Raw genomic sequence first — 25561 nt, forward strand, 5'->3', positions numbered from 1 at the left:
CCCCGTACACGCCCGGGGTCGTACTAGAGGGTCGCCGCGGCGGACTTGATCGCGGTGGCGAAGGTGGAGACCTCGGTGTAGACGCCGGGGTAGTTCGGGCGGGCGCAGCCCTGGCCCCAGCTCACGATGCCGACCTGGATCCAGGCGCCGGCGTTGTCGCGGCGGAACATCGGGCCGCCGGAGTCACCCTGGCAGGTGTCGACGCCGCCCTGGGGGAAGCCGGCGCAGATCTCCTCGCCGGCGATCAGGGAGCTGCCGTAGGCCTTCTTGCAGTCGGTGTCGGAGACGAAGGGGACGGTCGCCTTGAGGAGGTAGCGCTGCTGGCCCCCGCCTTCGCGGGCGGCGCCCCAGCCGGCGACGGTGAAGGTGCCGCTGTTGTACGCGGTGGTGTCGGCGATCTTGAGGGTGGGGACCGAGGTGATCGGCGACGCGAGCTTGATCAGGGCCCAGTCCTTGCCGTTGCCGTTGTAGCCCGGGGCCTGGAGCACCTTGGTGGAGCGGACCTTGACGGCGCTGCTGGACTGGAGGTCCACGACGCCGACGGTGGCGGTGATGCTGGTGTTGTTGCCGGAGCCGCTCACACAGTGGGCGGCGGTGAGGACGATCTGCGGGGTCAGCATGGAGCCGCCACAGCCCATGGAGAGGCGGACCATCCAGGGGAACTCGCCCTGGGCGGCGCGGGTTCCGCCGACGACGGGGGCGGGCGCGGCGGAGGCGCTGGTGGTCGGCTGGAGGCTGACGGCGGCGAGGACGACGGCGCCGGCGGCGGCGAGTCTCTGCAGGGCGCGAACGATGTTCTTCTTCAAGTGACTGCCTTTCATGGGGGGTTGAGCCTTGATGGCATGTGCCCGTCAAGGCTTGGTCCGGATTATGGACAGCGCCCGCAGGGGGCCACAAGGGCGCGTTTTCGGCCAGTGCCGCGCTCCCACACGGCCTCGTACAGTGGAGGAAAGGGGGTACTGCGTGCCGAACGGAAACGAAGCCGGCGGAGTCCTTCACGGCTTTCCGCACCTCGCCACGGTCCGGGCCGCGATCACCGCGCTGTACCGGCGGATGTCGGCGGACGGGGTGCGGCAGTACGCCGCGAGCGTGCCCGCGGCGGACGTCGCCTTCACCGACGAGGAGGACCTCCACCTCGGCGCGCAGCGCGTGGCCAAGGCCCTCGTGCACCACCTGAGGCTGCCGGAGGCCCGGGTGATCGTGAGCTTCCGGGAGATGGAGCACGCGGCGAGCGTCGAACTGGCGGCCGGTCCCGAGTACTTCGTCGAACTGAACGACCGCTTCCGCGGCCACCGGAAGGACGTGGGCGCGGCGCTCGCCCATGAGATCACCCACGTCCTGCTCCACCGCCTCGACCTCGGCTTTCCCGGCACCAGGGACAACGAGATCCTCACCGATGTGGTGACCGCCTATCTGGGGGCAGGCTGGCTGCTGCTCGACGCGTTCCGCGAGGACGGGATGTCCAGCCAGAAGCTGGGGTACCTGACGCCGGAGGAGTTCGGATACGTGCTGGCCAAGCGGGCCGCGGCGTTCGGGGAGGACCCCTCGCCGTGGTTCACCAGCCCGCGGGCGTACGACGCGTGGGTCCTGGGCCGGGGGGAGGCGGCGCGGGACGCCCGGCGGCCCCCGCTGACGGCGGCCGGCTGGGCCGCGCGGCACCGGTACGCGAAGGACCGCCGCTACGGGCGGGCCGCGGAGGGCGCTCCGTACGCGTTCGAGGGCAGCGGGGCCTCGGCCCGGGTCTCCTTCCCGTGCCCGGTGTGCCGCCAGCGGCTGCGGGTCCCGACGGGCCGGCGGGTGCGCGCCAGGTGCGGGGTGTGCGGGTCGGTCCTGGAGTGCGACGCATAGGCGCGGCTGGGAGGCTTGGGAGGGGTCTTACTCGTTTGCGCCGTCCGTGCCCCGCGGGTGAAGGTCGGTGGATGAGCACGTTGTTCGAGGCGATTCACGAAGGGGACGACGCCGTGGTGCGCGTCCTGCGGGGCGGGGTCTCCCCCGAGACCGACGACGAGGGAGAGACCCCGCTGTACCGGGCGGCTGTCGCGAACGAGCCCGGGATCGTACGGCTCCTGCTGGCCGCGGGGGCGGATCCCGGGCGGGGCAGCGGCGAGGAGGCGGGAGACCTGCCGCTGTGCGGGGCGGCCTGCGGCGGGCACGCGGAGGCGGTGCGGGCACTGCTCGCGGGCGGGGCGCGGGCCGACCAGGCCGAGGCGTACGGCTTCACGGCCCTGGACTGGGCGGTGCGGCTCGGCCACGCGGAGACCGTACGGATCCTGCTGGAACACGGGGCCGCACCCAGCCGGCCCGGGCCCGACGGGCTTCCGCCGCTGGTGGCGGCGGCGCGACGCGGCTCGGCCGCGAGCGTGCGGGCGCTCCTGGAGTACGGCGCGGGGCCGGCCGAGGACGCCCTGCGGGAGGCGCGGCGCTGGATCGGCGTCGACATCGCCGAGGAGCTGCGGCGCGGGCTGCTCGCCCCGGGCGGACCCGAGGGCTCCGAGGAGACCGTGGTGCGCCGGGTGCGCGAGGACGGCGGGGTGACCGTCGTCGTCGACGTGCTCCGCGCGGACGGCGCGCCGAGCCGGGGCAACGAGCAGCAGACCGGGCACGCGGCGATCGCCACGCTCCTGGAGGGCGCGCTGGGTGTGCGGGTGCCGCCCGAGGAGCTCGCCGGCCGGGCCCTGCGTTGCGGGGACCCCGACCTGGACGACTGGAAGGAGTCGGTCCGCGCCCTGGCCCACCGCGACGACGAGGAGACCTTCCGGACGGCGACTGCCTGGTGCGCGGGCGCGGACCCCTTGCGCCGGGCGCTGGGCGCCCGGGTCCTGGGCGCCCTCGGCCGTTTCACGGCGCAGGCCGTGCCGGTGCTGCGCCGGCTGGCGGCCCAGGCGGCGGCGGACGCCGCCCGGGAGCCCGCGCTCTCCGTCGTGATCGCGCTCGGGCGGTGCGGGGAGCCGCAGGCGCTGCCCGAACTGCTGGCGCTGGCCTCGCATCCCGATGCCGAGGTGCGGCGGGCGCTCGGGTCCGCGCTCACCGGGCCGGTGCCCGCCGGGCACTCCGAGGCCGTGGCGACGCTGATCGCGCTGAGCCGGGACCACGACCACGGCGTGCGGGACTGGGCGACGCTCGCGCTCGCGGAGGTGCCCGAGGACACCCCCGTCCTGCGGGAGGCGCTCGCCGCGCGGCTCGCGGACGACGACGAGGACGCGGTGGCCGAGGCGGCCCGTGGACTGGCGATGCGTCAGGATCCCCGCGCGGTGGAGGTGTTGGCGGGGCTCCTCGCCGACGGGGATCCGGAGGGGACCGCCCGCGACACCGCGCTGGCCGCCGTGGAGTACATCGCGGACCCCCGGGTCAGGACCCGGCTGGAGTGGACGACCCCGCGATGTCGTTGACCGCCGTCCTCCCGCAGCACGCGCGCGTCGCCGTCGGTGACCAGGCCGCCCTTGGTGCCGATGTCGCCGGGGTGCACCGGCACGGGTGTGCCGCGACGAGGAGGCTCAGCCCGTGGACCCGTACGCCGGTCGTGGTGTCTCCGCCTCGGCCAGTAGCTTCCTCGTCGTCTCCCCCGCCTCCCGTGGCGTCCATCGCGAGCCCTTGTCGGCCGTCGGACCCGGGCGCCATCCCTCCATGACGGTGATCCGGCCGCCCTCCGCCTCGAAGACGCGGCCGGACACCCCCTCGGAGTGCGCCGAGCCCAGCCAGACGACCAGCGGGGAGACGTCCTCCGGCGCGCCCTCCAGACCGGCGAAGGCCTGCTCCGTCATCCGGGTCCTGGCCGCCGGGGCGATCGCGTTGACCTGGACCCCGTAGCGGCCCATCTCCGCCGCCGCGACCAGGGTCAGACCGACGATCCCGGCCTTGGCCGCCGCGTAGTTCCCCTGCCCGACGCTCCCCAGCAGGCCCGCCCCCGACGTGGTGTTGACCACGCGGGCCACCGGCTCACGCCCCGCCTTCGCCTCCGCGCGCCAGTACGCGGCCGCGTGCCGCAGCGGCAGGAAGTGGCCCTTCACATGGACGCGCATCACGGCGTCCCAGTCGTCCTCGCCGAGGTTCACCAGCATCCGGTCCCGCAGGAAGCCCGCGTTGTTGACCAGGGTGTCGAGACTGCCGTAGGCGTCCAGGGCGGCCGCCACCAGCGAGGCCGCCCCCTCCTCCGTGGCGATGTCGCCGCCGTGCGCGACCGCCTCGCCGCCCGCCGAGCGGATCTCCTCCACCACCTGCCCGGCGGGCGAGCCCGACCCGGCGGAGCCGTCGAGGCCCACCCCGAGGTCGTTGACCACGACCCTCGCCCCCTCGGCGGCGAAGGCGCGCGCGTGCGCCCGCCCGAGCCCCCGTCCCGCGCCCGTCACGATCACGACCCGACCCTCGCACAGACCCATCTCAGCTCTCCTTGTTGGCAGTTGCGGCATCCAGGAACGCGGGGCGCTCTCCGCCCCCGTGCACCAGCAGCGAGGCCCCCGAGACGTACCCGGCCCGGTCGGAGGCGAGGAAGACGGCCGCCTCCCCCACGTCCGAGGGTTCGGCGAGCCGGCCGAGCGGCACGGTCCGGCCGACGGCCGCGATCCCGTCCTCGTCCCCGTAGTGCAGATGGGAGAGTTCGGTCCGCACCATCCCGAGGACCAGGGTGTTCACCCGTACGTACGGAGCCCACTCCACGGCCATCGAGCGCGCGAGGTTCTCCAGTCCGGCCTTCGCCGCGCCGTAGGCGGCCGTGCCCGGCGAGGGCCGGGTCGCGCTGACGCTGCCGATCATGACGACGGTGCCGCGCGAGGCGCGCAGCAGCCCGTGGGCGGCGAGCGACACCCTCAGCGGGACGGTCAGGTTCAGCTCGACGACCCGCGCGTGCCGTTCGGCGTCCCCCTCCCCCAGGAGCCGGTACGGCGTTCCGCCGGCGTTGTTGACCAGCGTGTCCAGCCGCCCGTACCGCTCGCCGACGTCGGCGAGGAAAGTGTCGACGGCGGCGGGATCCCGCAGGTCGAGGGAGACGAAGACGGCCTCGCGGCCCCCGTCCCGCACGGGTTCGTCGGGTGGTCTGCGCGCGCAGACGATCACCCGCGCCCCCGCCCCGAGGAAGGCGCGCGCGATGCCCGCCCCGACCCCTCGTGTGCCGCCGGTGACGACGGCGACCCTCCCGTCCAGCTCCATCGGCTGCTACCTTTCCTCACCAAGCAGTCACCTAACAAATGTTTGGTGGAAAGGTAGCTGATCCGCTCATGGGTGTCTCCACCGCAAGCCCCGGCAAGGGCATCGCCCTCGTCACCGTCGACTTCCCACCCGTCAACGCCCTTCCCGTACAGGGCTGGTACGACCTCGCCGACGCCGTCCGCGCGGCGGGCCGGGACCCCGGGACCCGCTGTGTCGTCCTGGCCGCCGCGGGCCGCGGCTTCAACGCCGGCGTCGACATCAAGGAGATGCAGCGGGACCCGGGGCACGGCAGCCTCATCGGCGCCAACCACGGCTGCGCGGAGGCGTTCGCGGCGGTCTACGACTGCGAGGTGCCGGTCGTCGCGGCCGTCGGCGGCTTCTGCCTGGGCGGCGGCATCGGGCTCGTGGGCAACGCGGACGCGATCGTCGCCTCCGAGGACGCGACCTTCGGCCTGCCCGAGCTGGACCGCGGTGCGCTCGGCGCCGCCACCCATCTCGCCCGCCTCGTCCCGCAGCATCTGATGCGGGCGCTGTACTACACCTCGCGCACCGCCACCGCCGCCGAACTGCACGCCCACGGATCGGTCTGGAAGGTCGTGCCACGCGGGGAACTCCTCGACGCGGCGCTCGATCTCGCGGGCGAGATCGCCCGCAAGGACGGCTCTCTGATCCGGCTCGCCAAGGCCGCCATCAACGGCATCGACCCCGTGGACGTGCGCCGCAGCTACCGCTTCGAGCAGGGCTTCACCTTCGAGGCCAACCTCAGCGGCGTCGCCGACCGCGTCCGCGACACCTTCGGCAAGGAGGGCACCTCGTGACCGACAAGACGATGACCCCCGACGAGGTGGTGGGCCGCCTCCGCTCCGGCATGACCCTCGGCATCGGCGGCTGGGGCTCGCGCCGCAAGCCCATGGCCCTGGTCAGAGCGCTGCTCCGGTCGGAGATCACCGATCTCACCGTGATCTCCTACGGCGGCCCCGACGTCGGCCTGCTGGCCGCCGCCGGCCGGATCCGCCGGCTCGTGGCCGCCTTCACCACCCTGGACTCCATCCCCCTCGAACCGCACTTCCGCGCCGCCCGCGAGCGCGGCGGACTCGCCATGACCGAGCTCGACGAGGCCATGTTCATGTGGGGCCTGCACGCCGCCGCCAACCGGCTGCCCTTCATGCCGGTCAGGGCCGGCCTCGGCTCGGACGTGATGACGGTCAACCCCGAGCTGCGGACGGTCACCTCGCCGTACGAGGACGGGGAGACCTTCGTCGCCGTGCCCGCCCTGCGCATGGACGCCGCCTTCGTCCACCTCAACCGCGCGGACCGGCTCGGCAACGGCCAGTACCTGGGCCCCGACCCGTACTTCGACGACCTCTTCTGCGAGGCCGCCGACACCGCGTACGTCTCGTGCGAACGGATCGTCGAGCGGTTCGACGCCGACACCGCCCCGCAGTCCCTGCTCGTCAGCCGGCACAGCGTCACCGGCGTCGTCGAGACCCCGAACGGCGCCCACTTCACCTCCTGCGTCCCCGACCACGGCCGCGACGAGCCCTTCCAGAAGCTGTACGCGACCACCCCCTGGCCCGAGTTCTCCGCACGCTTCCTCTCCGGCAAGAGCGAGGACGACTACCAGCAGGCCGTCCGCGCCTGGCACGAGGAGCAGCAGTGACCACGACCACGACCGTCACCCGCGCCGAGTACTGCGTCCTCGCCTGCGCCGAGGCCTGGCGGGACGGCGGCGAGGTCCTCGCCGCCGCCATGGCCCCGGTCTCCTCGTTCGGCGCCCGGCTCGCCAAGCGCTCCTTCGCCCCCGACCTGCTCCTGACCGACGGCGAGGCGATGCTCGTGGGCCTCGACGGGGAGCCCGAGGGCTGGCTGCCGTACCGCCGCCATCTGACGATGGTCACCGGCGGCAGGCGGCACGTCATGATGGGCGCGAGCCAGATCGACCGGTACGGCAACCAGAACATCTCCTGCATCGGCGACTGGTCCCGGCCCGCCCGCCAGCTCCTCGGCGTACGCGGCGCTCCCGTCAACACCCTCAACAACCCGGTCAGTTACTGGATCCCCAAGCACTCGCCCCGGGTCTTCGTCGAGCGCGTCGACATGGTCAGCGGTGTCGGCTACGACCGGGCGGCCGCCGTCGGTGCCGAGCGTTTCCACCGGATCCCCCGGGTCGTCTCCGACCTCGGCGTCTTCGACTTCGAGACACCCGACCGCTCGATGCGGCTCGCCTCCCTGCACCCGGGCGTCACCGTGGACCAGGTCCGGCAGGCCACCGGCTTCGGCCTCGTGATCGGCGGCGAAGTCCCGTACACCCGCGAGCCGAGCGCCGAGGAGCTGCGGCTGATCCGCGAGGTGATCGACCCCGACGGGCTGCGGAACCGGGAGGTCCGGGGCTGATGGAGACGGCGCTCACCCAGCTCACCGGCGTCCGCCACCCGATCGTCCAGACCGGCATGGGCTGGGTCGCCGGTCCCCGGCTCGTCTCGGCCACCGCGAACGCGGGCGCCCTCGGCATCCTCGCCTCGGCGACGATGACCGTGGACGAGCTGCGTGCGGCGGTCCGCGAGGTGAAGTCCCGTACGGACCGGCCGTTCGGCGTCAATCTGCGCGCGGACGCGGGCGACGCCCGCGAACGGGTCCGGATCATCATCGACGAGGGCGTACGGGTCGCCTCCTTCGCGCTCGCCCCCTCCCGCGAGCTGATGGCGGAGCTGAAGGACGCGGGCGTGGTCGTCGTCCCCTCGGTCGGGGCCCGGCGGCACGCCGAGAAGGTCGCGGCCTGGGGCGCGGACGCGGTGATCGTGCAGGGCGGCGAGGGCGGCGGGCACACCGGCGAGGTGGCCACGACGGTCCTGTTGCCGCAGGTCGTCGACGCGGTCGACGTCCCGGTGGTCGCGGCCGGCGGCTTCCACGACGGGCGCGGTCTGGTGGCCGCGCTCTCGTACGGCGCGGCGGGCATCGCCATGGGCACCCGCTTCCTCCTCACCTCCGACTCCACCGTCCCCGACGCCGTGAAGGCGAAGTACCTCGCCGCCACGGTCAAGGACGTGACGGTGACGACCGCCGTCGACGGGCTGCCGCACCGGATGCTCCGTACGGAGATGGTCGACGCCCTCGAACGGGCGGGCCGGGTACGGGCGTTGGCGCAGGCGGTCCGCCGCGCGAGAGGCTTCCGGAGGATCTCGGGGCTCTCGTGGCCGCGGATGGTCCGTGACGGCCTCGCGATGAAGCACGGCAAGGACCTGTCGTGGAGCCAGGTCCTGCTCGCCGCGAACACCCCCATGCTCCTCAAGGCGTCCATGGTCGAGGGCCGCACCGACCTCGGCGTCATGGCGTCCGGACAGGTCGCGGGGATCATCGAGGACCTCCCGAGCTGCGAGGAACTCGTCCTGCGGGTCATGTCCGAGGCCGAGCACGTGCTCCGCGCCCTGCCATCCGCAGGGTGAAACCCTCATCCCCTCACGGGAGTTCAGTCATGCCTCTGTCGAGACGCGCCCTGCTGAGCACCGCCACCGCCGCGGCCTTCGCGGCGGTCACCTCCCCGGCCGTCGCGGCGCCCCGAAGCCGCCCCCGCGCCACGGGCGTCCGCCACATCCCGCTCCAGGGCGCGGTCAACGTACGCGACCTGGGCGGATACCGGACCTACACGGGCGGACGGGTCCGGCACGGCCTGGTCTACCGGGCCGACGCCCTGAACAAACTGACGGACGCCGATGTGTCGACCCTCGCGGGGCTGCGTCTGGGGCGGGCCGTCGACTTCCGGATCCCGCTGGAGGTCCAGTACGACGGCGCCGACCGGCTCCCGGCCGGGGTGGTCCCGGTGGCGCGGCCGGTCACCGACAACGGCCTCTTCGGGCAGCTGCTCGCGGCCATCGGCTCGCGCGACCCGGTGCGCCAGGAGGAGATGCTCGGCGGCGGGCGGGCGGCCGCCTTCATGCGCGAGGTGTACCGCTCGTTCGTCACGAGCCCGGCGAACCGCGCCCAGCTCGGCCTCACCCTCCGCGAGCTGGCGGGCCTCGGCCCGACGCCCTCGCTCTACCACTGCACCTCGGGCAAGGACCGTACGGGCTGGACGAGTTATCTCCTGCTGACGGTCCTGGGCGTGCCGGAGACGACGGCCGTCGGCGACTACCTGGCCTCCAACACCTTCCGGGCCGCGTACGACGCGAAGGTGCGCGAGGGGCTGAAGCAGGGTGGGCTGATGCAGAACCCGGATCTGATCATCCCCCTCCAGGAGGTGCGGACCGAGTATCTGCGGACCGCGCTGGCCGAGACCGAGGCGGCGTACGGAAGTCTCTTCCGCTATCTGACCGACGGCTTGGGCCTGGAGCTGCGCACACTGGCGAAACTCCAGGACCGGCTCGTCGACTAGCTCTACGCCTGCGCCGAGGCTCCGCCGCCACGGCGGCCGCCACGGCCGCCGCCGGAGCCGTTGCCGCCGTTGCGGGTGCGGGTGGCCGAACCGCCCGTGCCCGTGCGGGCCGCGCCGGCTCCCGAGCCCGTCCGGGCTCCGCTCGTACCCGTACGCGCGCCGGTTCCCGAACCCGTGCGGGCGCCGGCTCCCGTACCCGTACCCGTGCGGGCCGCGCCGGCTCCCGCGCGGGAACGGCCGGTGCCGCCACCGCCACCGCCGCGGCGCGAGCGCTGTCCGCCGTTGCGGGCGCTCGCGGGCGGGGTCGGCTGCGGGACCTCGATGACGACCGGGACGCCGGAGGGCTCGCGGGCGCCGGTGAGGCGGGTCAGCTCCTCGTCGCTGGACTTGATCTGCGCCGTGCGCGGGCTGATGCCGGCGTTCGTCATCAGCCGGCCCATATCGCGCTTCTGCTCGGGCAGGACGAGGGTGACGACGCTGCCGGACTCGCCGGCCCGGGCGGTGCGGCCGCCGCGGTGCAGGTAGTCCTTGTGGTCGATCGGCGGGTCGACGTTCACGACCAGGTCGAGGTCGTCGACGTGGATGCCGCGGGCCGCCACGTTGGTCGCCACGAGCGCGGTGACCTGTCCGTTCTTGAACTGGTCCAGGGTCCGGTTGCGCTGCGGCTGCGAGCGGCCGCCGTGCAGGCCCGAGGCCCGTACGCCGCTGGCGAGCAGCCGCTTGACCAGCCGGTCCACGGCGCGCTTGGTGTCGAGGAAGAGGATCGTGCGGCCGTCGCGGGCGGCGATCCGCAGGGTGACGGCCTTCTTGTCGGTCTCGTCGGCGATGTAGAGCAGGTGGTGCTCCATCGTCGTGACGGCGCCGGCGGAGGGGTCGACGGAGTGCACGACCGGGTCGTCGAGGAACATCTTCACGAGCCGGTCGATGTTCTGGTCGAGGGTGGCCGAGAACAGCATCCGCTGGCCGTTCGGCTCGACCTGCTTGAGCAGCGCCGTGACCTGGGGCATGAAGCCCATGTCGGCCATCTGGTCGGCCTCGTCCAGGACCGTGATCGCGACCTGGTCGAGCCGGCAGTCGCCCCGCTCGATGAGGTCCTTCAGGCGGCCGGGCGTGGCGACGACGACCTCGGCGCCACGGCGCAGGGAGTTCGCCTGCTTGGTGATCGACAGTCCGCCGACGACGGTCGCGAGCCGCAGCTGCACCGAGGTGGCGTACGGGGCGAGGGCGTCGGTGACCTGCTGGGCGAGCTCGCGCGTGGGCACCAGGACCAGGGCGAGCGGCGCCTTGGGCTCGGCGCGGCGGCCCGCGGTGCGGGCGAGCAGGGCGAGGCCGAAGGCGAGGGTCTTGCCGGAGCCGGTACGGCCGCGGCCGAGGATGTCCCGGCCGGCGAGCGAGTTCGGGAGGGTCGCGCCCTGGATCGGGAAGGGCTCGGTCACGCCCTGGGCGTTGAGCGTCTTCACCAGGGCCGCGGGCATGTCGAGCGCGTCGAAGGACTCGACGGAGGGAAGCGCGGGCGTCAGCGTCTCGGGCAGGGTGAACTCACGCGGCGGCGGAGGCGTGGCGGGGCCACGGCCGCGGCCGGCGCCCTTGCCCCTGGGGGCGGCGGCGGAGCCACGGCGGGTATTTCCGGACGGGTTTCCGGAGCGGGATTCCGCGGCCCGGCGGGGCCGCCTTTCGGAGCGGGTCATGGGAAATGCCTTCCTGGCCTGAGCACAGCACAAGCCGGGACCCGCACCTGCGCGGTGCGGGTCCCGGCTGCGAGAAACGCGTCCGGCAATTAGGCCGGGAGGATGTTCTCCGCCTGCGGGCCCTTCTGGCCCTGCGTGACGTCGAAGGTGACCTTCTGGCCTTCCTGCAGCTCACGGAAGCCGGAGGTCGCGATGTTGGAGTAGTGGGCGAAGACGTCGGCGCCGCCGCCGTCCTGCTCGATGAAGCCGAAGCCCTTTTCCGAGTTGAACCACTTCACGGTTCCGGTAGCCATAATTTTCTCCTGAATAGGTAAGGGTCCCATCCCGGAGAGTCCGGAAAACAAAATTGCGCCTGAGGAACATTCCCGTCAGGCGCACATAAAGTTCATGGGTACCAACTAGCAACACTGGAACCTTAGCACGCCGCCCCACCCGAAGGGCGGGACGGCGACGAGCATCACACCAAGGCCGCTACGAAGATCAGAGTCGCGTTCGTCGTGCGCGTGCTGCCCGTCAGAGCCGCTCGATGATCGTCACGTTGGCCTGGCCTCCGCCTTCGCACATCGTCTGGAGGCCGAAGCGGCCGCCCGTGCGTTCCAGTTCGTGGAGGAGGGTCGTCATCAGCTTCACGCCCGTCGCGCCCAGCGGGTGGCCCAGGGCGATCGCGCCGCCGTTGACGTTCACCCGCTCCGGGTCGGCGCCCGTCTCCTTCAGCCAGGCGAGGACGACCGGGGCGAAGGCCTCGTTGATCTCGACGAGGTCCATGTCGTCGATGGACATGCCGGTCTTCTTGAGGGCGTACGCGGTCGCCGGTATCGGGGCGGAGAGCATCCGGATCGGGTCCTCGCCCCGCACCGAGAGGTGGTGGACGCGGGCGCGCGGGGTGAGCCCGTGCTCCCGTACGGCCCGCTCGCTCGCCAGCAGCATGGCCGCGGCGCCGTCGGAGACCTGGGAGGAGCAGGCGGCCGTGATCGTGCCGCCCTCGACGACGGGCTTCAGGCCGGCCATCTTCTCCAGGCTGGTGTCCCGGCGCGGGCCCTCGTCCATGGTCACGTCCCCGTAGGCCACGGTCTCCCGCTCGAAGCGGCCCTCGTCGATCGCGCGCAGGGCCCGCTCGTGGGAGCGGAGGGCGAACTCCTCCTGGTCACGGCGGGTGATGCCCCACTTCTCGGCGATCAGTTCAGCGCCGTGGAACTGGTTGACGGGCGCGTCGCCGTACCGGGCCCGCCAGCCCTCGGAGCCGGCGTAGGGGCCCTCGGTGAGGCCGAGGGGTTCGGCGGCCTGCCGGGAGGCGAAGGCGATCGGGATCATCGACATGTTCTGGGTGCCGCCGGCCACGACCAGGTCCTGGGTGCCGGACAGGACGCCCTGGGCGGCGAAGTGCACGGCCTGCTGGGAGGAGCCGCACTGGCGGTCGATCGTGACGCCGGGGACCTCCTCGGGGAGGCCGGCCGCCAGCCAGGCCGTACGGGCGATGTCGCCGGCCTGCGGGCCCACGGTGTCGAGGCAGCCGAAGACGACGTCCTCGACGGCGGAGGGGTCGATGCCCGACCGCGCGACGAGGGCCTTCAGGACGTGTGCGCCGAGGTCCGCCGGGTGGGCGGAGGCCAGGCCTCCCTTGCGGCGGCCCACCGGGGTGCGGACCGCTTCGACGATGTAGGCCTCGGCCATGACAACTCCTCCAGACGTCTATGTACGTACGGCGATACCGTCCAGGACCATCGACAGGTACTGGCGGGCGATCTCGTCCGGGCTGTGCTGTCCGCCCGGCCGGTACCAGGACGCGGCGACCCAGACGGTGTCGCGCACGAAGCGGTAGGTGAGCCGGATGTCGAGGTCGGCACGGAACGTGCCGGCCTCCACCCCGCGCTCCAGCGTGCCCAGCCACGCCTTCTCGAACTTCTGCTGCGAGTCCGAGAGGTAGTGGAAGCGGGGCTGGTCGGTGAGGTGCCTGGACTCCTTCTGGTAGATGGCGACGGCGGCGCGGTGCCGGTCGATCTCCCGGAAGGACTCGGTGACGAGGGCCTCGATGGTCTCCCTGGGTCCGAGTCCGGCGGCGAGGACGGCGTCGTACCCCTCCCACAGCTCGGTCAGGAAGGTGGAGAGGATCTCGTCGAGCATCGATTCCTTGGAATCGAAGTGGTAGTAGAGGCTGCCGGCGAGCATGCCGGCGGCGTCGGCGATCTTGCGTACGGTCGTGGCGTTGTACCCCTGGGCGGCGAACACCTCGGCCGCGGTGTCCAGGAGTTCTCGGCGCCGCTCGGGCGAGGCGGTCACCTGGGTCTTCTTCTTGGTGGTCGGCACACGTCCATTCTGGTCCTACGCGTGCTGGCTGCTGACCGAGACGGTCTCGCCGGTCATGTAGGAGGAGTAGCCGCTGGTGAGGAAGACGATGACGTTGGCGATCTCCCAGGGTTCGGCGTACCGCCCGAAGGCCTCGCGTTCGGTGAGGTCGGCGAGCAGCTCGGCGGAGGTGACCTTGACCAGGTGCGGGTGCATGGCGAGGGACGGGGAGACGGCGTTGACCCGGACGCCGTGCTCCGCCGCCTCGACGGCGGCGCAGCGGGTGAGCGCCATGACGCCGGCCTTGGCGGCGGCGTAGTGGGCCTGGCCGGCCTGGGCGCGCCAGCCGACGACGGAGGCGTTGTTGACGATGACGCCTCCGTGGCCGGCTTCCGCGAAGTGGCGCAGGGCGGCGCGGGTGCAGCGGAAGGTGCCGTTCAGGGTGACGTCGAGGACGCGGGTCCACTGGGCGTCGGTCATGTCGACGAGCGTGGCGGTGCCGCCGAGGCCGGCGTTGTTGACGACGGCGTCGAGGCGGCCGTGGAGCCGTACGGCGGTGTCGAAGAGGGCCTGGACCTGGGTCTCGTCGGTGACGTCGCAGGGGAGGGCGTCGACCCGGTCCGCTCCGAACTCGGCGGCGAGGGCGGCCTCGGTCTCCTTGAGGCGGCGCGCGTGGGCGTCGCTGACGAGGACGCGGGCACCCTCCTCCAGGAAGCGGCGGGCGGTGGCCCCGCCGATGCCCGCTCCGGCGGCGGCGGTGACGACGGCGGTACGACCGGTCAGCAGACCGTGCCCGGGGACGTACGCGGGCGGGGTCGCGGGGGTGGTCATGGGCGCGGCTCCTTGGGGAGGCCGAGCACCCGCTCGGCGATGACGTTGCGCTGGATCTCGCTCGATCCGGCGTAGATGGTGTCGGCGCGGGAGAAGAGGAACAGCCGCTGCCACTCGTCGAGTTCGTACGGTTCGGCGGCGACGAGGGTGGAGGCGGCGCCGCAGATGTCCATGGCGAGTTCGCCGAGGTCGCGGTGCCAGTGCGACCAGTAGAGCTTGGCCACGGAGGGGTCGGTGGAGCGCAGGGCGTTGGCCCGCATGGCCTGGAGTCCGGTCCACGCCCGGACGAGCCGGTCGCGGATCAGCGGGTCGGCGAGGGCTCCGTTGCGCCGGGCGAGCGCGATGAGGCCGTCCAGCTCGCGCCGGAATCCGACCTGCTGGCCGAGGGTGGAGACACCGCGTTCGTAGCCGAGGGTGGCCATGGCGATCCGCCATCCGTCGCCGGGTGCGCCGACGACGTTCGTGGCGGCGGTCCTGGCCCCGTCGAAGAAGACCTCGTTGAACTCGCTGGTGCCGGTGAGCTGGACGATCGGCCGGACCTCGACGCCGGGCCGGTCCAGTGGGACGAGCAGGTACGAGAGTCCGGCGTGCCGCCGCGATCCGGGCTCGGTGCGGGCGACGACGAAGCACCACTGCGACTCGTGGGCGAGCGAGGTCCAGATCTTCTGGCCGGTGACCACCCACTCGTCGCCCTCGCGGAAGGCGCGGGTGCGGACGGCGGCGAGGTCGGAGCCGGCGTCGGGTTCGCTGTAGCCCTGGCACCACAGCTCCTCGACGGCGCGGATCGGCGGCAGGAAGCGGGCCTTCTGCTCCTCCGTGCCGTGGTCGATGAGGGTGGGGCCGAGGAGCTGTTCTCCGATGTGGTTGACGCGGGCGGGGGCGTCGGCGAGGGCGTACTCCTCGTGGAAGGCGATCTGCTCCTCGATGCTCGCGCCGCGACCGCCGTACTCCTTCGGCCAGCCGACGCAGGTCCAGCCGTGGGCCGCCAGGTGCCGTTCCCAGGCGAGGCGTTCGGCGAACGCCTCGTGTTCGCGGCCCGGTCCGCCGAGGCCCTTCAGGCCGGCGAACTCACCCCCGAGGTGGGCCTGCAGCCAGGTGCGTATCTCGGCGCGGAACTCCTCGACGCTGCTCATGGCGCTGCTCATGGCCGTACGTTAACCTACCAAACACTTGTTAGGGAAGGAGCGAGATGCCCGTGCTGTACGAGCGTCGCGGCCCGGTCGCGTACGTGACGATGAACCGCCCCCGCTACCGCAACGCCCAGAACTCCGCGATGACCTACGCCCTGGACGAGGCCTTCTACCGGGCGGCGGACGACTCCGAGGTCAAGGTGATCGTGCTCGCCGGAGCGGGCGGGCACTTCTCCGCGGGCCACGACATCGGCACTCCGGAACGCGACGCCCATCTCCCCTTCGCCCGCCGCGCCGGACTCTGGTGGGACCACTCCGACAAGCCGGGGGCCGAGTCCCGCTTCGCCCGCGAGTCCGAGGTCCATCTGGGCATGTGCCGGCGCTGGCGCGAACTACCGAAGCCGGTCGTCGCCTCCGTCCAGGGCGCCTGTGTGGCGGGCGGGTTGATGCTGGCCTGGATCTGCGACCTGATCGTGGCGAGCGAGGACGCCTTCTTCGCCGACCCGGTGGTGCGGATGGGGATCCCCGGCGTCGAGTACTTCGCGCACCCCTGGGTCATGCCGCCGCGGATCGCCAAGGAGTTCCTCTACACCGGTGACCGGATGACCGCCCGGCGGGCGTACGAGATCGGCATGGTCAACCGCGTCGTGGCGCGCGAGGAACTCTCCCGCGCGACGGAGGAGCTGGCGCTGCGGATCTCCGAGATGCCCCGGCTCGGCCTCGCCCTGACCAAGCGGGCGGTGAACCAGGCGGAGGACCTCCAGGGTCTGCACGCCGGCATGGACTCCGTCTTCGGACTCCACCATCTCGCCCACGCGCACAACGCGGAGACCGCCGCGGACGCGCTCGGCGGGATGGACGTGGCCGCGATGAAGGAGGCGGGGGTCTGATGGACCTCTCGTACACGCCCGAGGAGCGGGCCTTCCGCGCGGAGGCCCGGGAGTGGCTGCGGGCCCACGTCCCCGCCGAGCCGCTGCCGTCCCTGGAGACCGAGGAGGGCTTCGCCGCGCACCGCGACTGGGAGGCCGAGCTGGCCGCCGGCCGCTGGTCGGTGGTCTCGTGGCCCGAGCGGTACGGGGGCCGGGGCGCCGACATCTTCCGGTGGCTGCTCTTCGAGGAGGAGTACTACGCGGCGGGGGCGCCCGGCCGGGTCTCGCAGAACGGCATCAACCTGCTCGCCCCGACGCTCTTCGACCACGCGACCGAGGAGCAGCGGGCCCGGGTGCTGCCGTCGATGGCGACCGGTGAGGTGATCTGGGCACAGGCCTGGTCGGAGCCCGGGTCCGGCTCCGACCTCGCCTCGCTGACCTCGCGCGCGGTACGGACGTCAGGGGGCTGGCTGCTGTCCGGGCAGAAGACCTGGTCCTCGCGGGCGGCCTTCGCGGACCGGGCCTTCGGCATCTTCCGCACCGGCCCGGAGACGGACCCCGCGCGGCCGCACCGGGGGCTGACGTATCTGATGTTCGACCTGCGGGCGCCCGGGGTGACGGTCCGGCCGATCGGACGGCTCGACGGGAAGCCGGCGTTCGCGGAGCTCTTCCTGGACGAGGTCTTCGTGCCGGACGAGGACGTGATCGGGGAGCCCGGCCAGGGCTGGCGGATCGCGATGTCCACGACCGGCAACGAGCGCGGTCTGATGCTCCGCTCCCCCGGCCGCTTCCTGGCCGCCGCCGACCGGCTCGTCCGGCTGTGGCGCGCGGGCGGCGAGGACCGCGGACTGCGGGACCGGGTCGCGGACGCGGTGGTCGGGGCGCGGGCGTACCAGCTCTTCACGGCGGGCGGCGCCGCGCGGTTCGCGTCGGGGGCGGCGATCGGGGCGGAGTCGAGCCTGAACAAGGTCTTCTGGTCGGAGTACGACATCGCGCTGCACGAGACGGCGCTCGATCTGCTGGGCGACGAGGCGGAGTCGGCGGACGGCGAGTGGGGCGAGGGGTACGTCTTCTCGCTCGCGGGCCCGATCTACGCGGGCACCAACGAGATCCAGCGCGACATCATCGCCGAGCGGCTGCTCGGCCTGCCGAAGGGGCGGCGCTGATGCGATTCCTGGCGACGCGGGAGCAGCGCGACTTCGCGCGCTCGCTGGACGCGATGCTGACGGCGGCGCGGACGCCGACGGCGATACGGGCGTGGGCGGCGGGCGACCCGTCCCCGGGCCGCGCCCTGTGGTCCCGGCTCGCGGAGGTGGGCGTCTTCGCCCTCGCCGTCCCGGAGCCGTACGAGGGCATGGGCCCGCTCCCGGTCGAACTGGCCACGGCGTTCGTGGAGTTGGGCAGGCACGGGATGCCCGGTCCGGTGGTCGAGACGGTGGCGGCGTCGGCGCTCCTCGCGGAGCTGGCGCGCCGGGGCGAGGACGGCCCGGCGAAGCGGCTGCTCCCGGGCATCGCCATGGGAGGGACGATCGCGACACTGCCCCCCGCCGTGGGCGGTCCCGGGTACGCGCTGGACGCCGACGTCGCCGACCTGGTCCTCGCCGTCCGGGGCGACGAGCTGTGGCTCGCGCCCGGGCACGAGGGCGTACGGGCCTCCGCCGATCCGGCGCGACGGCTCGCGCTCCCCGCGCCCGGCGGGGAGCTGCTGGCCGCCGGGCCCGCCGTGACGGCGGCCGTCGCGCAGGCCGGGGGATGGGCGGTGCTCGCCACCGCCGCGCAGTCGCTCGGCGTCGGCCTCACCCTGCTCGACCGGACCGTGGCGTATGCCAAGGAGCGCCGGCAGTTCGGTACGGAGATCGGCTCCTTCCAGGCGGTCAAGCACCGGCTGGCCGACACCCTGATCGCCCTGGAGTTCGCCCGGCCCCTCCTCTTCGGAGCGGCGCTCACCTTCGAGAGCGCCGATCTCGCCGCGGCCAAGGTCACCGCGGGCGAGGCCGCCTGCACCGCCGCCCGCACGGCTCTCCAGATCCACGGCGCCATCGGCTACACCGAGGAGCTGGACCTCTCGCTCTGGCTCCGCAAGGCCCGCCCGCTCCGGGACGCCTGGGGCACCCCGTCCTGGTGCCGGGCCCGTGTCCTCGACGCGTACGACGGGGGTTCATGACTCCTCGCGCGGCGGGCTGTCACCCGTACCGCGCCGGATCGTCCGCACCCGCCGCCCCGGCGTCCAGGTGCGGACGACCAGGTCGTCCCCCTCGACGAAGGTGCGGACCACGTCCGTCAGCTCCACCCGGAAGACGTGGAACGGCAGCGGCATGCCCACCGCCTCCGCGTACCGCTCCAGCGCGGCCGTGTCCGTGACCTCGACGGCCCGGCCCGAGATCCGGACGTCGCCGCCGCCCATGTCCGTCCCCGCGCCCGGGTTGGCCAGCAGCGAGAAGCGGCCGTCGCGGCGCAGGTCCAGCGCCTTGCGGGAGTTCGGCATCATGCCGAGCCACAGCTCGTCCCAGCGGAAGTCCGCCTCGATGCCGCTGAGTCGCGGCGAGCCGTCCTTCCGCAGGGTGGCGAGCGCGTGGTGGGTGTACTGCCCGAAGCGCTCGCGCACGGTCGCGGCGAGTACGGGCTCGGCGGCCTCGAAGGCCGCCCAGGTGGTTCCGGTTCCGGTGTCTCCCATGACTCCAGGAAACACCGGATTCCCGACACCTTCTGTCTGGATTACTCCGCGCGCTCGGCGGACGCCCGCTCGACGCAGAACTCGTTGCCCTCCGGGTCGGCCAGCGTCGCCCATCCCGTCCCGTCCGCGTTCCGGTGGTCGCCGACGAGCGTGGCGCCGAGGGCCAGGAGCCGTTCGACCTCCTCGTCCCGGCCGCGGTCCTGCGGCTGGAGGTCGAGGTGCACCCGGTTCTTGGCCGACTTCGGCTCCGGCACCCTGACGAAGAGCAGGCCGCTGCCGGCCGTCTCGACCAGCGCCTCCTCGTCACCGGGCCGGTCCTCGTCCGAGACCTTGGAGTCCAAGGCGGCCGCCCAGAAGGTCGCCAGGGTGTACGGGTCGGAACAGTCGATCGTCACATGTCGCACGAGAGATGCCATGGAGCCACCCTCGCCCACCCGGCGTGGGCCCCGCCAGCCATTACTTCCGGCCTAGCGGACGATGGCCTGTCCCCGGGCAGCGGCGAGCCAGGCGGGGAACTCGGAGACGATCCGGTCGTACAGCTCCGCGTCCGGGACCGTGCGCGGGTCCGCCCCGGCGTGGAAGAAGCCGGCGTTGTCGACGGGCCGCTTGCCGGGGACCGCCAACTCGTCCAGCTTGCGCAGGAACTCGAACTGACGGCTGCCCGGGTCGCCGAAGCCGATGAACTGCCAGAAGAGCGGCAGCTTCGCCGCCTTGCACAGATACCGCTCGGCGGCGAGCTTGTTGATCGGTCCGCCGTCCGTCTGGAAGACGACGAGCGCGGGCGCGGTGGCGCCGCTGTCGAGGTAGTGGTCGATGACCGCGTCCATCGCCAGGTGGTAGCTGGTCTTGCCCATGTGGCCGAGCCCGGTGACGATCCGGTCGATCCGCCCCTGGTGGTCGGCGAGTTCGATGTCGGTCTCGGCGTCGACGTCGGTGGAGAAGAACACCACGGGCACCCGGCCGTCGTCGTCCAGGTTGGCCGAGAGCCCCAACACCCGGTCGGCCAGCGCCTGGACACTGCCATTCTGGTAGTACGGCTTCATCGAACCCGAGTAGTCGAGCACCAGATAGACGGCGACGCGCTGCCCGTCCATCCCGTGCTTCCGCAGGGAGACCCCCGCCGACTTGTAGAGACTCACCAGCGCCGGTGCGGCTTCCTCGACCTTGCGCAGACTCAGGGCCACGGACGGCTCCCCCTCCCCATGTCCGTACGGACTCTCCCGTACGGACTCCCGAGCGTACGTGATCAGCCGGCGTCGACGGCGAGTCCGAGCGCCGTCGCGATACGGCTGCGGTGCGCGGCGGGAGGGCCGAGGAGGCGGGCGGATCCGTGGGCGCGCTTGAGGTGCTCGTGCGCCGGGTGTTCCCAGGTCACGCCGATTCCGCCGTGGAGCTGGATCATCTCGCCCGCCACCGTCTCGTACGTCTCCGAGCAGACCGCGGCGGCCGCGGCGGCCAGGGGTTCGGCGTCCGCGTGCGCGGCGGCCAGGGCGAGGGAACGCGCGGACTCGACGGCGGTGTACAGATCGGCCAGGCGGTGCTTGACGGCCTGGAAGGAGCCGACCGGCCGGCCGAACTGGACGCGCCCGCCGACGTACCGGCCCGTGTCCTCCAGGGCGCGCTCGGCGCCCCCGACCTGCTCGGCGGCGAGCACGGTCGCGGCCACGTCGCGTACGCGCGCGAGGACGCCCTCCCCGTCTGCGGCGAGGAGACGGGCCGGGGCCCGGTCGAGCACCAGCCGGGCGAGGGGGCGCGTGCGGTCGAGGGTGGGGACGGGGGTGAACGTGCCCTCGCGGTGCTTGAGTTCGTACAGGCCGAGGCGGCCACGGTCGTCGCGGGCGAAGACCAGGCACACGTCCGGCCGTCCGGGCCCGGCGAGGACGAACTCCTTGCGGCCGGAGAGGACGTCCTCGTCCGCTGCCGGTCGCCGGGGCTCCGCCCTCGTCGTGATCGCTCCCGCGTCCCAGCCGCCGTCCTCGGCCCATGCCAGCGCCCCGGTCCGCGTCCCCTCGGCGAGGCCGGGCAGGAGCCGGGCGCAGGCGTCCCAGTCGCCCGAGGCGAGGAGAGCCGTGACGGGCAGGACGGCCGATCCGAGGTACGGGACCGAGCTGAGCGCCCGGCCCAGCTCCTCGGCCACCACGCCGACGTCCGGGAGCCCGCAGCCCAGTCCGCCGTACGCCATCGGCACGGATGGCGCGGCGACACCGATCTGCCGGGTGAGCGGCTCCCAGGCCGCCCCGCCCTCGTGGCGGGCGAGGACGGACCGTACCGACGCCCGCAGTTCGTCCTGTTCGCGCGTCGGCCTCACGCGACTCCCCTCTCGCGGCGCGCCGCAGTTCGTCCTTGAGGAGCTTGCCGCCCGCGTTGCGCGGCAGCCGCGGTACGGCGACGAAGCGGCGCGGGACCTTGAAGTTGGCGAGCCGCTCGCGGGCCCAGGCGGTCAACTCGCCCCCGTCGAGGGCGCGGTCGGTCACCACGAACGCGACGCCGACCTCGCCGAGGCGGGCGTCCGGCGTACCGACCACGGCGGCGTCGAGCACGGACTCGTGGCGCAGCAGGACGCGCTCGACCTCGGCCGGGTAGGCGTTGAAGCCGCCGACCACGGACCTGGATCTCGCCCGGCTCCCCCGGGCCGAGCACCTCGCCGAGCGGCTCGTCGAGGACCCGCCGCTGGTCTGCTTCTGCCCCGCGCACACCTCGACGAGCTGGCCGAGGATCCGCGCGGCGGGGCAGGTTCGCGGTCAACGTGCTCGCCGCCGATCAGGAGGAGCTCTGCCGGCGCTTCGCGGTGACGGGCGGCGACAAGTTCACCGGCACGCCCTGGCGGCCCGGCACCGGCGGGGCCCCGCTGATCGAGGGGTCGCTCGCGACGGTCGAGTGCACCCTGGAGGCGGTACTGGACGGCGGTGACCACGCCATCGCGCTGGCCCGGGTCGACGCGCTGACCGCGCACCGGGACACCGGCCCGCTGCTCTACTTCCGGCGCGCCTCCGGGCGCTTGCCATCCCCCGCACCCGACTCGGAGGCCGGGTCAGGAGCCGGGTCCGCCGCCCCGGACGCCGGGTCCGGAGCCGGGTCCGCCGTCCCGGACGCCTTGGCCGCGCGGGCCTTCTCCAGCTCCTCGATGTCGGCGAGCATGGCGTCCGCCAGGTCCCGCTCGGAGGCGTAGTACCGCTCGGCCCACTTGAGGGTGAGCGTGGGGTACGCCCACGCCTCCTCGGCCTTCGACCCGTCCACGTCGGTCTGCGCGCGCAGGCGCATGGTCTCGGCGAACTCCCGGTGGCGGGCGAGGACGTCCCGCATCTGCTCGGGTTCGAGGAGATGCCCGAGCCAGAGCCGCAGCATCGGCCCGTGCTTGAGCACGGGCGGGTCGACGGGCGCCGTACGGGCCCAGGTGCGGACGGCGGCCATCCCCTCGTCCGTGATCCGGTAGACCCGCTTGTCGCGGCTCCCCGTCTCCTGGGCGACCATCCGCGAGGTGGCGAAGCCCGCCTTCTCCAGGCGCTTCAGCTCGCTGTAGATCTGACTGAACGACGGGCTCCAGTAGAAGAAGCGCAGCGACCAGTCGGACCACTTCTTGAGGTCGTAGCCGGACAGCTCCTCGCCGAAGGAGAGCAGTCCGAGCACCGCCCAGCTCGTCGCCGGGAGCCCCGGGATCTCCGGAAGCTCTTCCCGCCCCGCCGTCGTCATGTCCGCCACGGGGCGAAGTCTACGACTCCCCTTCCCCACCCCCGTATGCCTGCTAGAAGTATTCCTATTCGAAATAGAGGAGTTCACCGTGAAGTTCTCGATGATCTTCGAGGCCCAGCTCGTCGACCCGACCCCCGAACGTGAGCGGCAGGTCCTCCACGACTGCGTCGAACAGGCCGTCCACGCGGAGCAGATGGGCTTCGACCGGATCTGGGCCGTCGAGCACCACTCCCTCACCCAGTACGCGCACATGAGCGCGTCCGAGATCTTCCTGACCTGGGTCGCCGCCCGCACCGAGCGCATCCGGATCGGCCACGGCGTCGTCACCATGCCCTTCGGCTACCAGCACCCGGTGCGGGTGGCCGAGCGCGCCGCCATGCTCGACGTCCTCAGCGGCGGCCGCGTGGACATCGGCGCCGGCCGGGGCGCCACCCGCCAGGAGATGCGGATGTACGGGGTGCGCCCCGAGGACACGTATCCGCAGATGGAGGAGGCGCTGCGGATCTTCTCGCACGCCTGGCGCGAGGAGCTGTTCGAGTGGCACGGCTCGATCGACATCGGCCCCGGCGCGATCCTGCCCCGCCCCGTGCAGGACCCGCACCCGCCGCTCTTCATGGCCTGCTCGAAGCACGACACCCTCAAGCTCGCCGCGGAACTCGGCATCGGCGCCCTGGTGATGGGCTTCGCGGGCGCCGACGACGTGCGCGCGATGCGCAAGGTCTACGACGAGGCCATCGCCGTACGCGACGGCTCCCGGCTCGTCTCCTCCGAGGTCAACGACCACTTCTCGGCGCTCTGCCCGACCATCGTCCTCGACGACGCCGAGCGCGCGCTGCGCCTCGGCACGCGCGGTCAGCGCTTCTTCGCCGAGTCGATCGCCCACTGGTACGGCAACTCCCCCGCCCCGACCGGCTACGCGGAGGACGAGGACCACACGGGGGCGCTGGAACGGCGCCGCGAGGAACTGGTCGCCCGGCTCCACGAGGCGAACATCCCGGCCCGCCCGGTCGACACCGGCACGTACAACACCGACCACGCCTACGGGGACGCCGACACCGCCATCGCCTATGTCGAGCGGCTGCGCGAGATCGGCGTCGACGAGGTGATGTGCCTCATCCAGATGGGCACCGTCCCCCAGGAGGTCTGCATGGAGACCATCCGGCAGTGGGGCGAGAAGGTCATCCCGCACTTCCGCGCGCTGGAGGCCAGGTGAGCTCCCTCGCCGGCAAGGTCGTGATCGTCACCGGCGCGGCACGCGGCCAGGGCGCGGCGGAGGCCCGCCTCCTGGTGGCGGCGGGCGCGCGGGTCGTCTGCACGGACGTACGGGAGGAGGAGGGCCGGGCGGTCGCGGCGGAGCTCGGCGACGCGGGCCTGTTCGTCCGCCACGACGTGACCTCGGCGGAGGACTGGCGGGAGGTCGCCTCGGCCGCCGCCACGGCGTACGGGCGGATCGACGCACTCGTCAACAACGCGGCCCTGTGGCGGACGGCCCCGGTGGAGTCGGAGACGTACGAGACCTTCGAACTCCTGCTCAGGGTCAACCTGTTGGGGCCCTTCCTCGGGATCCAGGCCGTGGTGCCGGCGCTGCGCGAGGCGGGCGGGGGCTCGATCGTGAACGTGTCGTCGACGGCCGGTCTCGTCGGGATCCCCGGGCACGCGGCCTACGGCTCGGCCAAGTTCGGGCTGCGCGGGCTGACCCGCTCCTCGGCGCTCGACCTCGCGCGGTACGGGATCCGCGTCAACTCGGTGCATCCCGGGGCCGTCGACACCCCGATGACGGCCGCGGTGACGGACAGGGACTGGTCGCACGTCCCGCTCGGCCGGATGGGCCGGGCGGAGGAGGTCGGGGGCCTGATCGGCTTCCTGGTCTCGGACGCCTCGTCCTATGTCACGGGGGCGGAGTTCACGGTGGACGGGGGGCTGACGACCGGATGACGGATCCACTGACACCGGCGGCCCGGGCCCTGTGCGAGGCGATGTCGGCGGGCTTCCCGGGGCCCGGCTCCCCGGAGGCGCTGCGGGCGGCGGCCCGGGCGGGGGTACGGGACGTGCCGCCCTCCCGGGAGACGACGGCGAACGGCGTACGGGTACGGCTGTACGGCGGCGGCCCGGGCGGCGCCGGGCCCGTCGTCGTCTTTGCGCACGGCGGCGGCTGGGTCCTGTGCGACCTGGACACGCACGACGGGCTGTGCCGTCGGCTGGCGGACCGGGCGGGGGTCTCGGTGGTCTCCGTGGACTACCGGCGCGCCCCCGAGCACCGCTTCCCGGCCGCCGAGGACGACGTGTACGCGGTCCTGGAGTGGGCCGCCGGCCGCTCCGAAGGCCCGGTGTTCCTGGCGGGCGACTCCAGCGGCGGCAACCTCGTGGCGGGCGCGGCCCTGCGCGCCCGGGACGCGGGCAGCCCGCCGGTCGCCGGCCAGCTGCTGTTCTACCCGGCCCTGGACCACCGTATGGGCTCCGTCTCGGCGGAGGCGTACGCCGAGGGCTTCTTCCACACGACGGCGCACATGCGCTGGTACTGGGAGCAGTATCTGGGCCCGGACGGCGACCCGGTCCGTGCCTCCCCCGGTCTCGCGCCCGATCTCGCCGGGCTGCCGCCCACGCTGGTGGTCCTCGCCGACTGCGACCCGCTGCGGGACGAGGGGCTGGCCTACGCCCGCCGGCTCTCCTCGGCGGGTGTCCGCGCCGAAGTACGCCTGCACACCGGCGTCTTCCACGGCTTCCTCGGGGCGCGGGGCCTCCTGCCGGAGGCGGACGCGGCCCTGACCGGCGCGGCGGCCTGGCTCGCCGCCCTCCACGGAGAGAAGGGACCAGACCGCACGGCCCCCTGAGCACCCCGACGAGGCGGACGCACCGCGGCACGAGGCGGACGCACCGCGGCGCCC

The 25561-nt window shown here is 73.2% G+C and carries 27 protein-coding genes and 2 pseudogenes; 14 read left to right on the forward strand and 15 right to left on the reverse strand.

All coding sequences use genetic code 11. The features are described from left to right. Positions 1 to 23 precede the first annotated feature (23 nt). A complete protein-coding gene (locus M5362_RS18615; protein WP_260228706.1) occupies positions 24 to 821 on the reverse strand; it encodes a trypsin-like serine protease in 798 nt (265 codons plus the stop codon). A 142-nt stretch (positions 822 to 963) separates the two neighbouring features. Between M5362_RS18615 and M5362_RS18620 the strand changes: the two genes are divergently transcribed. Together M5362_RS18620 and M5362_RS18625 are read left to right on the forward strand one after the other, a co-directional pair. Further along, on the forward strand, positions 964 to 1848 hold the full coding sequence (locus M5362_RS18620) for a hypothetical protein (RefSeq protein ID WP_260228707.1): 885 nt from the start codon (positions 964 to 966) through the stop codon (positions 1846 to 1848). Between the two features lie 71 nt (positions 1849 to 1919). Beyond that, on the forward strand, positions 1920 to 3389 hold the full coding sequence (locus tag M5362_RS18625; protein ID WP_260228708.1) for an ankyrin repeat domain-containing protein: 1470 nt from the start codon (positions 1920 to 1922) through the stop codon (positions 3387 to 3389). Between the two features lie 105 nt (positions 3390 to 3494). Here the strand turns inward: M5362_RS18625 and M5362_RS18630 are convergent, their stop codons facing one another. Both M5362_RS18630 and M5362_RS18635 read right to left on the reverse strand, forming a co-directional pair. Then, positions 3495 to 4376 carry an SDR family oxidoreductase gene (locus M5362_RS18630; protein WP_260228709.1) on the reverse strand — a complete coding sequence of 294 codons (882 nt, stop codon included), beginning with the start codon at positions 4374 to 4376 and terminating at the stop codon, positions 3495 to 3497. 1 nt (position 4377) lies between these two features. Next, on the reverse strand, positions 4378 to 5142 hold the full coding sequence (locus M5362_RS18635; protein ID WP_260228710.1) for an SDR family oxidoreductase: 765 nt from the start codon (positions 5140 to 5142) through the stop codon (positions 4378 to 4380). A 68-nt stretch (positions 5143 to 5210) separates the two neighbouring features. Here M5362_RS18635 and M5362_RS18640 point away from each other — a divergent pair, with 68 nt between their 5' ends. The 5 genes from M5362_RS18640 to M5362_RS18660 are packed head-to-tail and all read left to right on the forward strand — an operon-like array spanning position 5211 to position 9511. After that, the gene (locus tag M5362_RS18640) at positions 5211 to 5960 is read left to right on the forward strand and encodes an enoyl-CoA hydratase family protein (protein WP_260228711.1); all 750 of its coding nucleotides are present in this window, start codon (positions 5211 to 5213) and stop codon (positions 5958 to 5960) included. After that, on the forward strand, positions 5957 to 6802 hold the full coding sequence (locus M5362_RS18645; protein WP_260228712.1) for a CoA transferase subunit A: 846 nt from the start codon (positions 5957 to 5959) through the stop codon (positions 6800 to 6802). The genes M5362_RS18640 and M5362_RS18645 overlap by 4 nt, the downstream gene beginning before the upstream one ends. Beyond that, positions 6799 to 7536 carry a CoA-transferase subunit beta gene (locus M5362_RS18650; protein ID WP_260228713.1) on the forward strand — a complete coding sequence of 246 codons (738 nt, stop codon included), beginning with the start codon at positions 6799 to 6801 and terminating at the stop codon, positions 7534 to 7536. The genes M5362_RS18645 and M5362_RS18650 overlap by 4 nt, the downstream gene beginning before the upstream one ends. Next, the gene (locus M5362_RS18655; protein WP_260228714.1) at positions 7536 to 8585 is read left to right on the forward strand and encodes a nitronate monooxygenase family protein; all 1050 of its coding nucleotides are present in this window, start codon (positions 7536 to 7538) and stop codon (positions 8583 to 8585) included. The genes M5362_RS18650 and M5362_RS18655 overlap by 1 nt, the downstream gene beginning before the upstream one ends. Before the next feature lie 29 nt (positions 8586 to 8614). Continuing rightward, positions 8615 to 9511, forward strand: a complete 897-nt coding sequence (locus M5362_RS18660; protein ID WP_260228715.1) for a tyrosine-protein phosphatase — start codon at positions 8615 to 8617, stop codon at positions 9509 to 9511. A 2-nt stretch (positions 9512 to 9513) separates the two neighbouring features. Here the strand turns inward: M5362_RS18660 and M5362_RS18665 are convergent, their stop codons facing one another. The 6 genes from M5362_RS18665 to M5362_RS18690 form a co-directional block, all read right to left on the reverse strand. Next, complete coding sequence (locus tag M5362_RS18665) at positions 9514 to 11199, reverse strand: DEAD/DEAH box helicase (RefSeq protein ID WP_260228716.1); 1686 nt, start codon at positions 11197 to 11199, stop codon at positions 9514 to 9516. A gap of 89 nt (positions 11200 to 11288) precedes the next feature. Beyond that, positions 11289 to 11492 (reverse strand): cold-shock protein, encoded by a 204-nt coding sequence (locus M5362_RS18670; RefSeq protein ID WP_005318814.1) that lies wholly within the window; start codon positions 11490 to 11492, stop codon positions 11289 to 11291. 220 nt (positions 11493 to 11712) lie between these two features. Further along, entirely contained in the window at positions 11713 to 12870 is a 1158-nt protein-coding gene (locus tag M5362_RS18675; RefSeq protein WP_260228717.1) for an acetyl-CoA C-acetyltransferase, read from the reverse strand. Between the two features lie 18 nt (positions 12871 to 12888). Beyond that, entirely contained in the window at positions 12889 to 13503 is a 615-nt protein-coding gene (locus M5362_RS18680) for a TetR/AcrR family transcriptional regulator (protein ID WP_260228718.1), read from the reverse strand. 15 nt (positions 13504 to 13518) lie between these two features. Next, complete coding sequence (locus M5362_RS18685) at positions 13519 to 14313, reverse strand: SDR family oxidoreductase (protein ID WP_260228719.1); 795 nt, start codon at positions 14311 to 14313, stop codon at positions 13519 to 13521. Further along, positions 14310 to 15446, reverse strand: a complete 1137-nt coding sequence (locus tag M5362_RS18690) for an acyl-CoA dehydrogenase family protein (RefSeq protein ID WP_374214494.1) — start codon at positions 15444 to 15446, stop codon at positions 14310 to 14312. The genes M5362_RS18685 and M5362_RS18690 overlap by 4 nt, the downstream gene beginning before the upstream one ends. Before the next feature lie 56 nt (positions 15447 to 15502). On the opposite strand from M5362_RS18690, the gene M5362_RS18695 reads away from it, so the two are divergent. Genes M5362_RS18695 through M5362_RS18705 form a run of 3 tightly spaced genes read left to right on the forward strand, consistent with a single transcriptional unit; the run spans position 15503 to position 18476 of the window. After that, positions 15503 to 16333, forward strand: a complete 831-nt coding sequence (locus M5362_RS18695; protein WP_260228721.1) for an enoyl-CoA hydratase — start codon at positions 15503 to 15505, stop codon at positions 16331 to 16333. Continuing rightward, entirely contained in the window at positions 16333 to 17478 is a 1146-nt protein-coding gene (locus tag M5362_RS18700) for an acyl-CoA dehydrogenase family protein (protein ID WP_260228722.1), read from the forward strand. Before M5362_RS18695 ends, M5362_RS18700 begins: the two co-directional genes overlap by 1 nt. Further along, positions 17478 to 18476 (forward strand): acyl-CoA dehydrogenase family protein, encoded by a 999-nt coding sequence (locus M5362_RS18705; RefSeq protein ID WP_260228723.1) that lies wholly within the window; start codon positions 17478 to 17480, stop codon positions 18474 to 18476. Before M5362_RS18700 ends, M5362_RS18705 begins: the two co-directional genes overlap by 1 nt. On the opposite strand, the gene M5362_RS18710 is transcribed toward M5362_RS18705, so the two are convergent. From M5362_RS18710 to M5362_RS33320, 5 genes and pseudogenes are all read right to left on the reverse strand, one after another. Further along, positions 18471 to 18986 (reverse strand): pyridoxamine 5'-phosphate oxidase family protein, encoded by a 516-nt coding sequence (locus M5362_RS18710; RefSeq protein ID WP_260228724.1) that lies wholly within the window; start codon positions 18984 to 18986, stop codon positions 18471 to 18473. The two genes, M5362_RS18705 and M5362_RS18710, sit on opposite strands and share 6 nt — an antisense overlap. Before the next feature lie 41 nt (positions 18987 to 19027). Then, positions 19028 to 19402: a VOC family protein gene (locus tag M5362_RS18715; RefSeq protein WP_260228725.1), complete on the reverse strand. Its 375-nt coding sequence runs from the start codon at positions 19400 to 19402 to the stop codon at positions 19028 to 19030. Positions 19403 to 19453: 51 nt separating this feature from the next. Further along, a complete protein-coding gene (locus M5362_RS18720) occupies positions 19454 to 20170 on the reverse strand; it encodes a VWA domain-containing protein (protein WP_260228726.1) in 717 nt (238 codons plus the stop codon). A gap of 62 nt (positions 20171 to 20232) precedes the next feature. Beyond that, positions 20233 to 21294: an acyl-CoA dehydrogenase family protein gene (locus tag M5362_RS18725; protein WP_260228727.1), complete on the reverse strand. Its 1062-nt coding sequence runs from the start codon at positions 21292 to 21294 to the stop codon at positions 20233 to 20235. A 55-nt stretch (positions 21295 to 21349) separates the two neighbouring features. Next, positions 21350 to 21682 (reverse strand): annotated as a pseudogene (locus tag M5362_RS33320) (hypothetical protein); the annotation flags it as partial. Between the two features lie 50 nt (positions 21683 to 21732). Here M5362_RS33320 and M5362_RS33325 point away from each other — a divergent pair. Continuing rightward, positions 21733 to 21921 (forward strand): annotated as a pseudogene (locus M5362_RS33325) (flavin reductase family protein); the annotation flags it as partial. Between the two features lie 38 nt (positions 21922 to 21959). On the opposite strand, the gene M5362_RS18730 reads toward M5362_RS33325, so the two are convergent. Continuing rightward, a complete protein-coding gene (locus tag M5362_RS18730; protein WP_308354887.1) occupies positions 21960 to 22676 on the reverse strand; it encodes a PadR family transcriptional regulator in 717 nt (238 codons plus the stop codon). Positions 22677 to 22764: 88 nt separating this feature from the next. Between M5362_RS18730 and M5362_RS18735 the strand changes: the two genes are divergently transcribed. Genes M5362_RS18735 through M5362_RS18745 form a run of 3 tightly spaced genes read left to right on the forward strand, consistent with a single transcriptional unit; the run spans position 22765 to position 25507 of the window. Continuing rightward, complete coding sequence (locus M5362_RS18735) at positions 22765 to 23889, forward strand: LLM class flavin-dependent oxidoreductase (RefSeq protein ID WP_260228728.1); 1125 nt, start codon at positions 22765 to 22767, stop codon at positions 23887 to 23889. Beyond that, the gene (locus tag M5362_RS18740) at positions 23886 to 24611 is read left to right on the forward strand and encodes an SDR family NAD(P)-dependent oxidoreductase (RefSeq protein ID WP_260228729.1); all 726 of its coding nucleotides are present in this window, start codon (positions 23886 to 23888) and stop codon (positions 24609 to 24611) included. The genes M5362_RS18735 and M5362_RS18740 overlap by 4 nt, the downstream gene beginning before the upstream one ends. Continuing rightward, positions 24608 to 25507, forward strand: coding sequence for an alpha/beta hydrolase (locus tag M5362_RS18745; RefSeq protein ID WP_260228730.1), 900 nt, complete (start codon positions 24608 to 24610; stop codon positions 25505 to 25507). Before M5362_RS18740 ends, M5362_RS18745 begins: the two co-directional genes overlap by 4 nt. Positions 25508 to 25561: the final 54 nt, after the last annotated feature.

Origin of the sequence: Streptomyces sp. Je 1-79 (genome assembly GCF_025195125.1) — a bacterium.
Classification (GTDB): Bacteria; Actinomycetota; Actinomycetes; order Streptomycetales; family Streptomycetaceae; genus Streptomyces.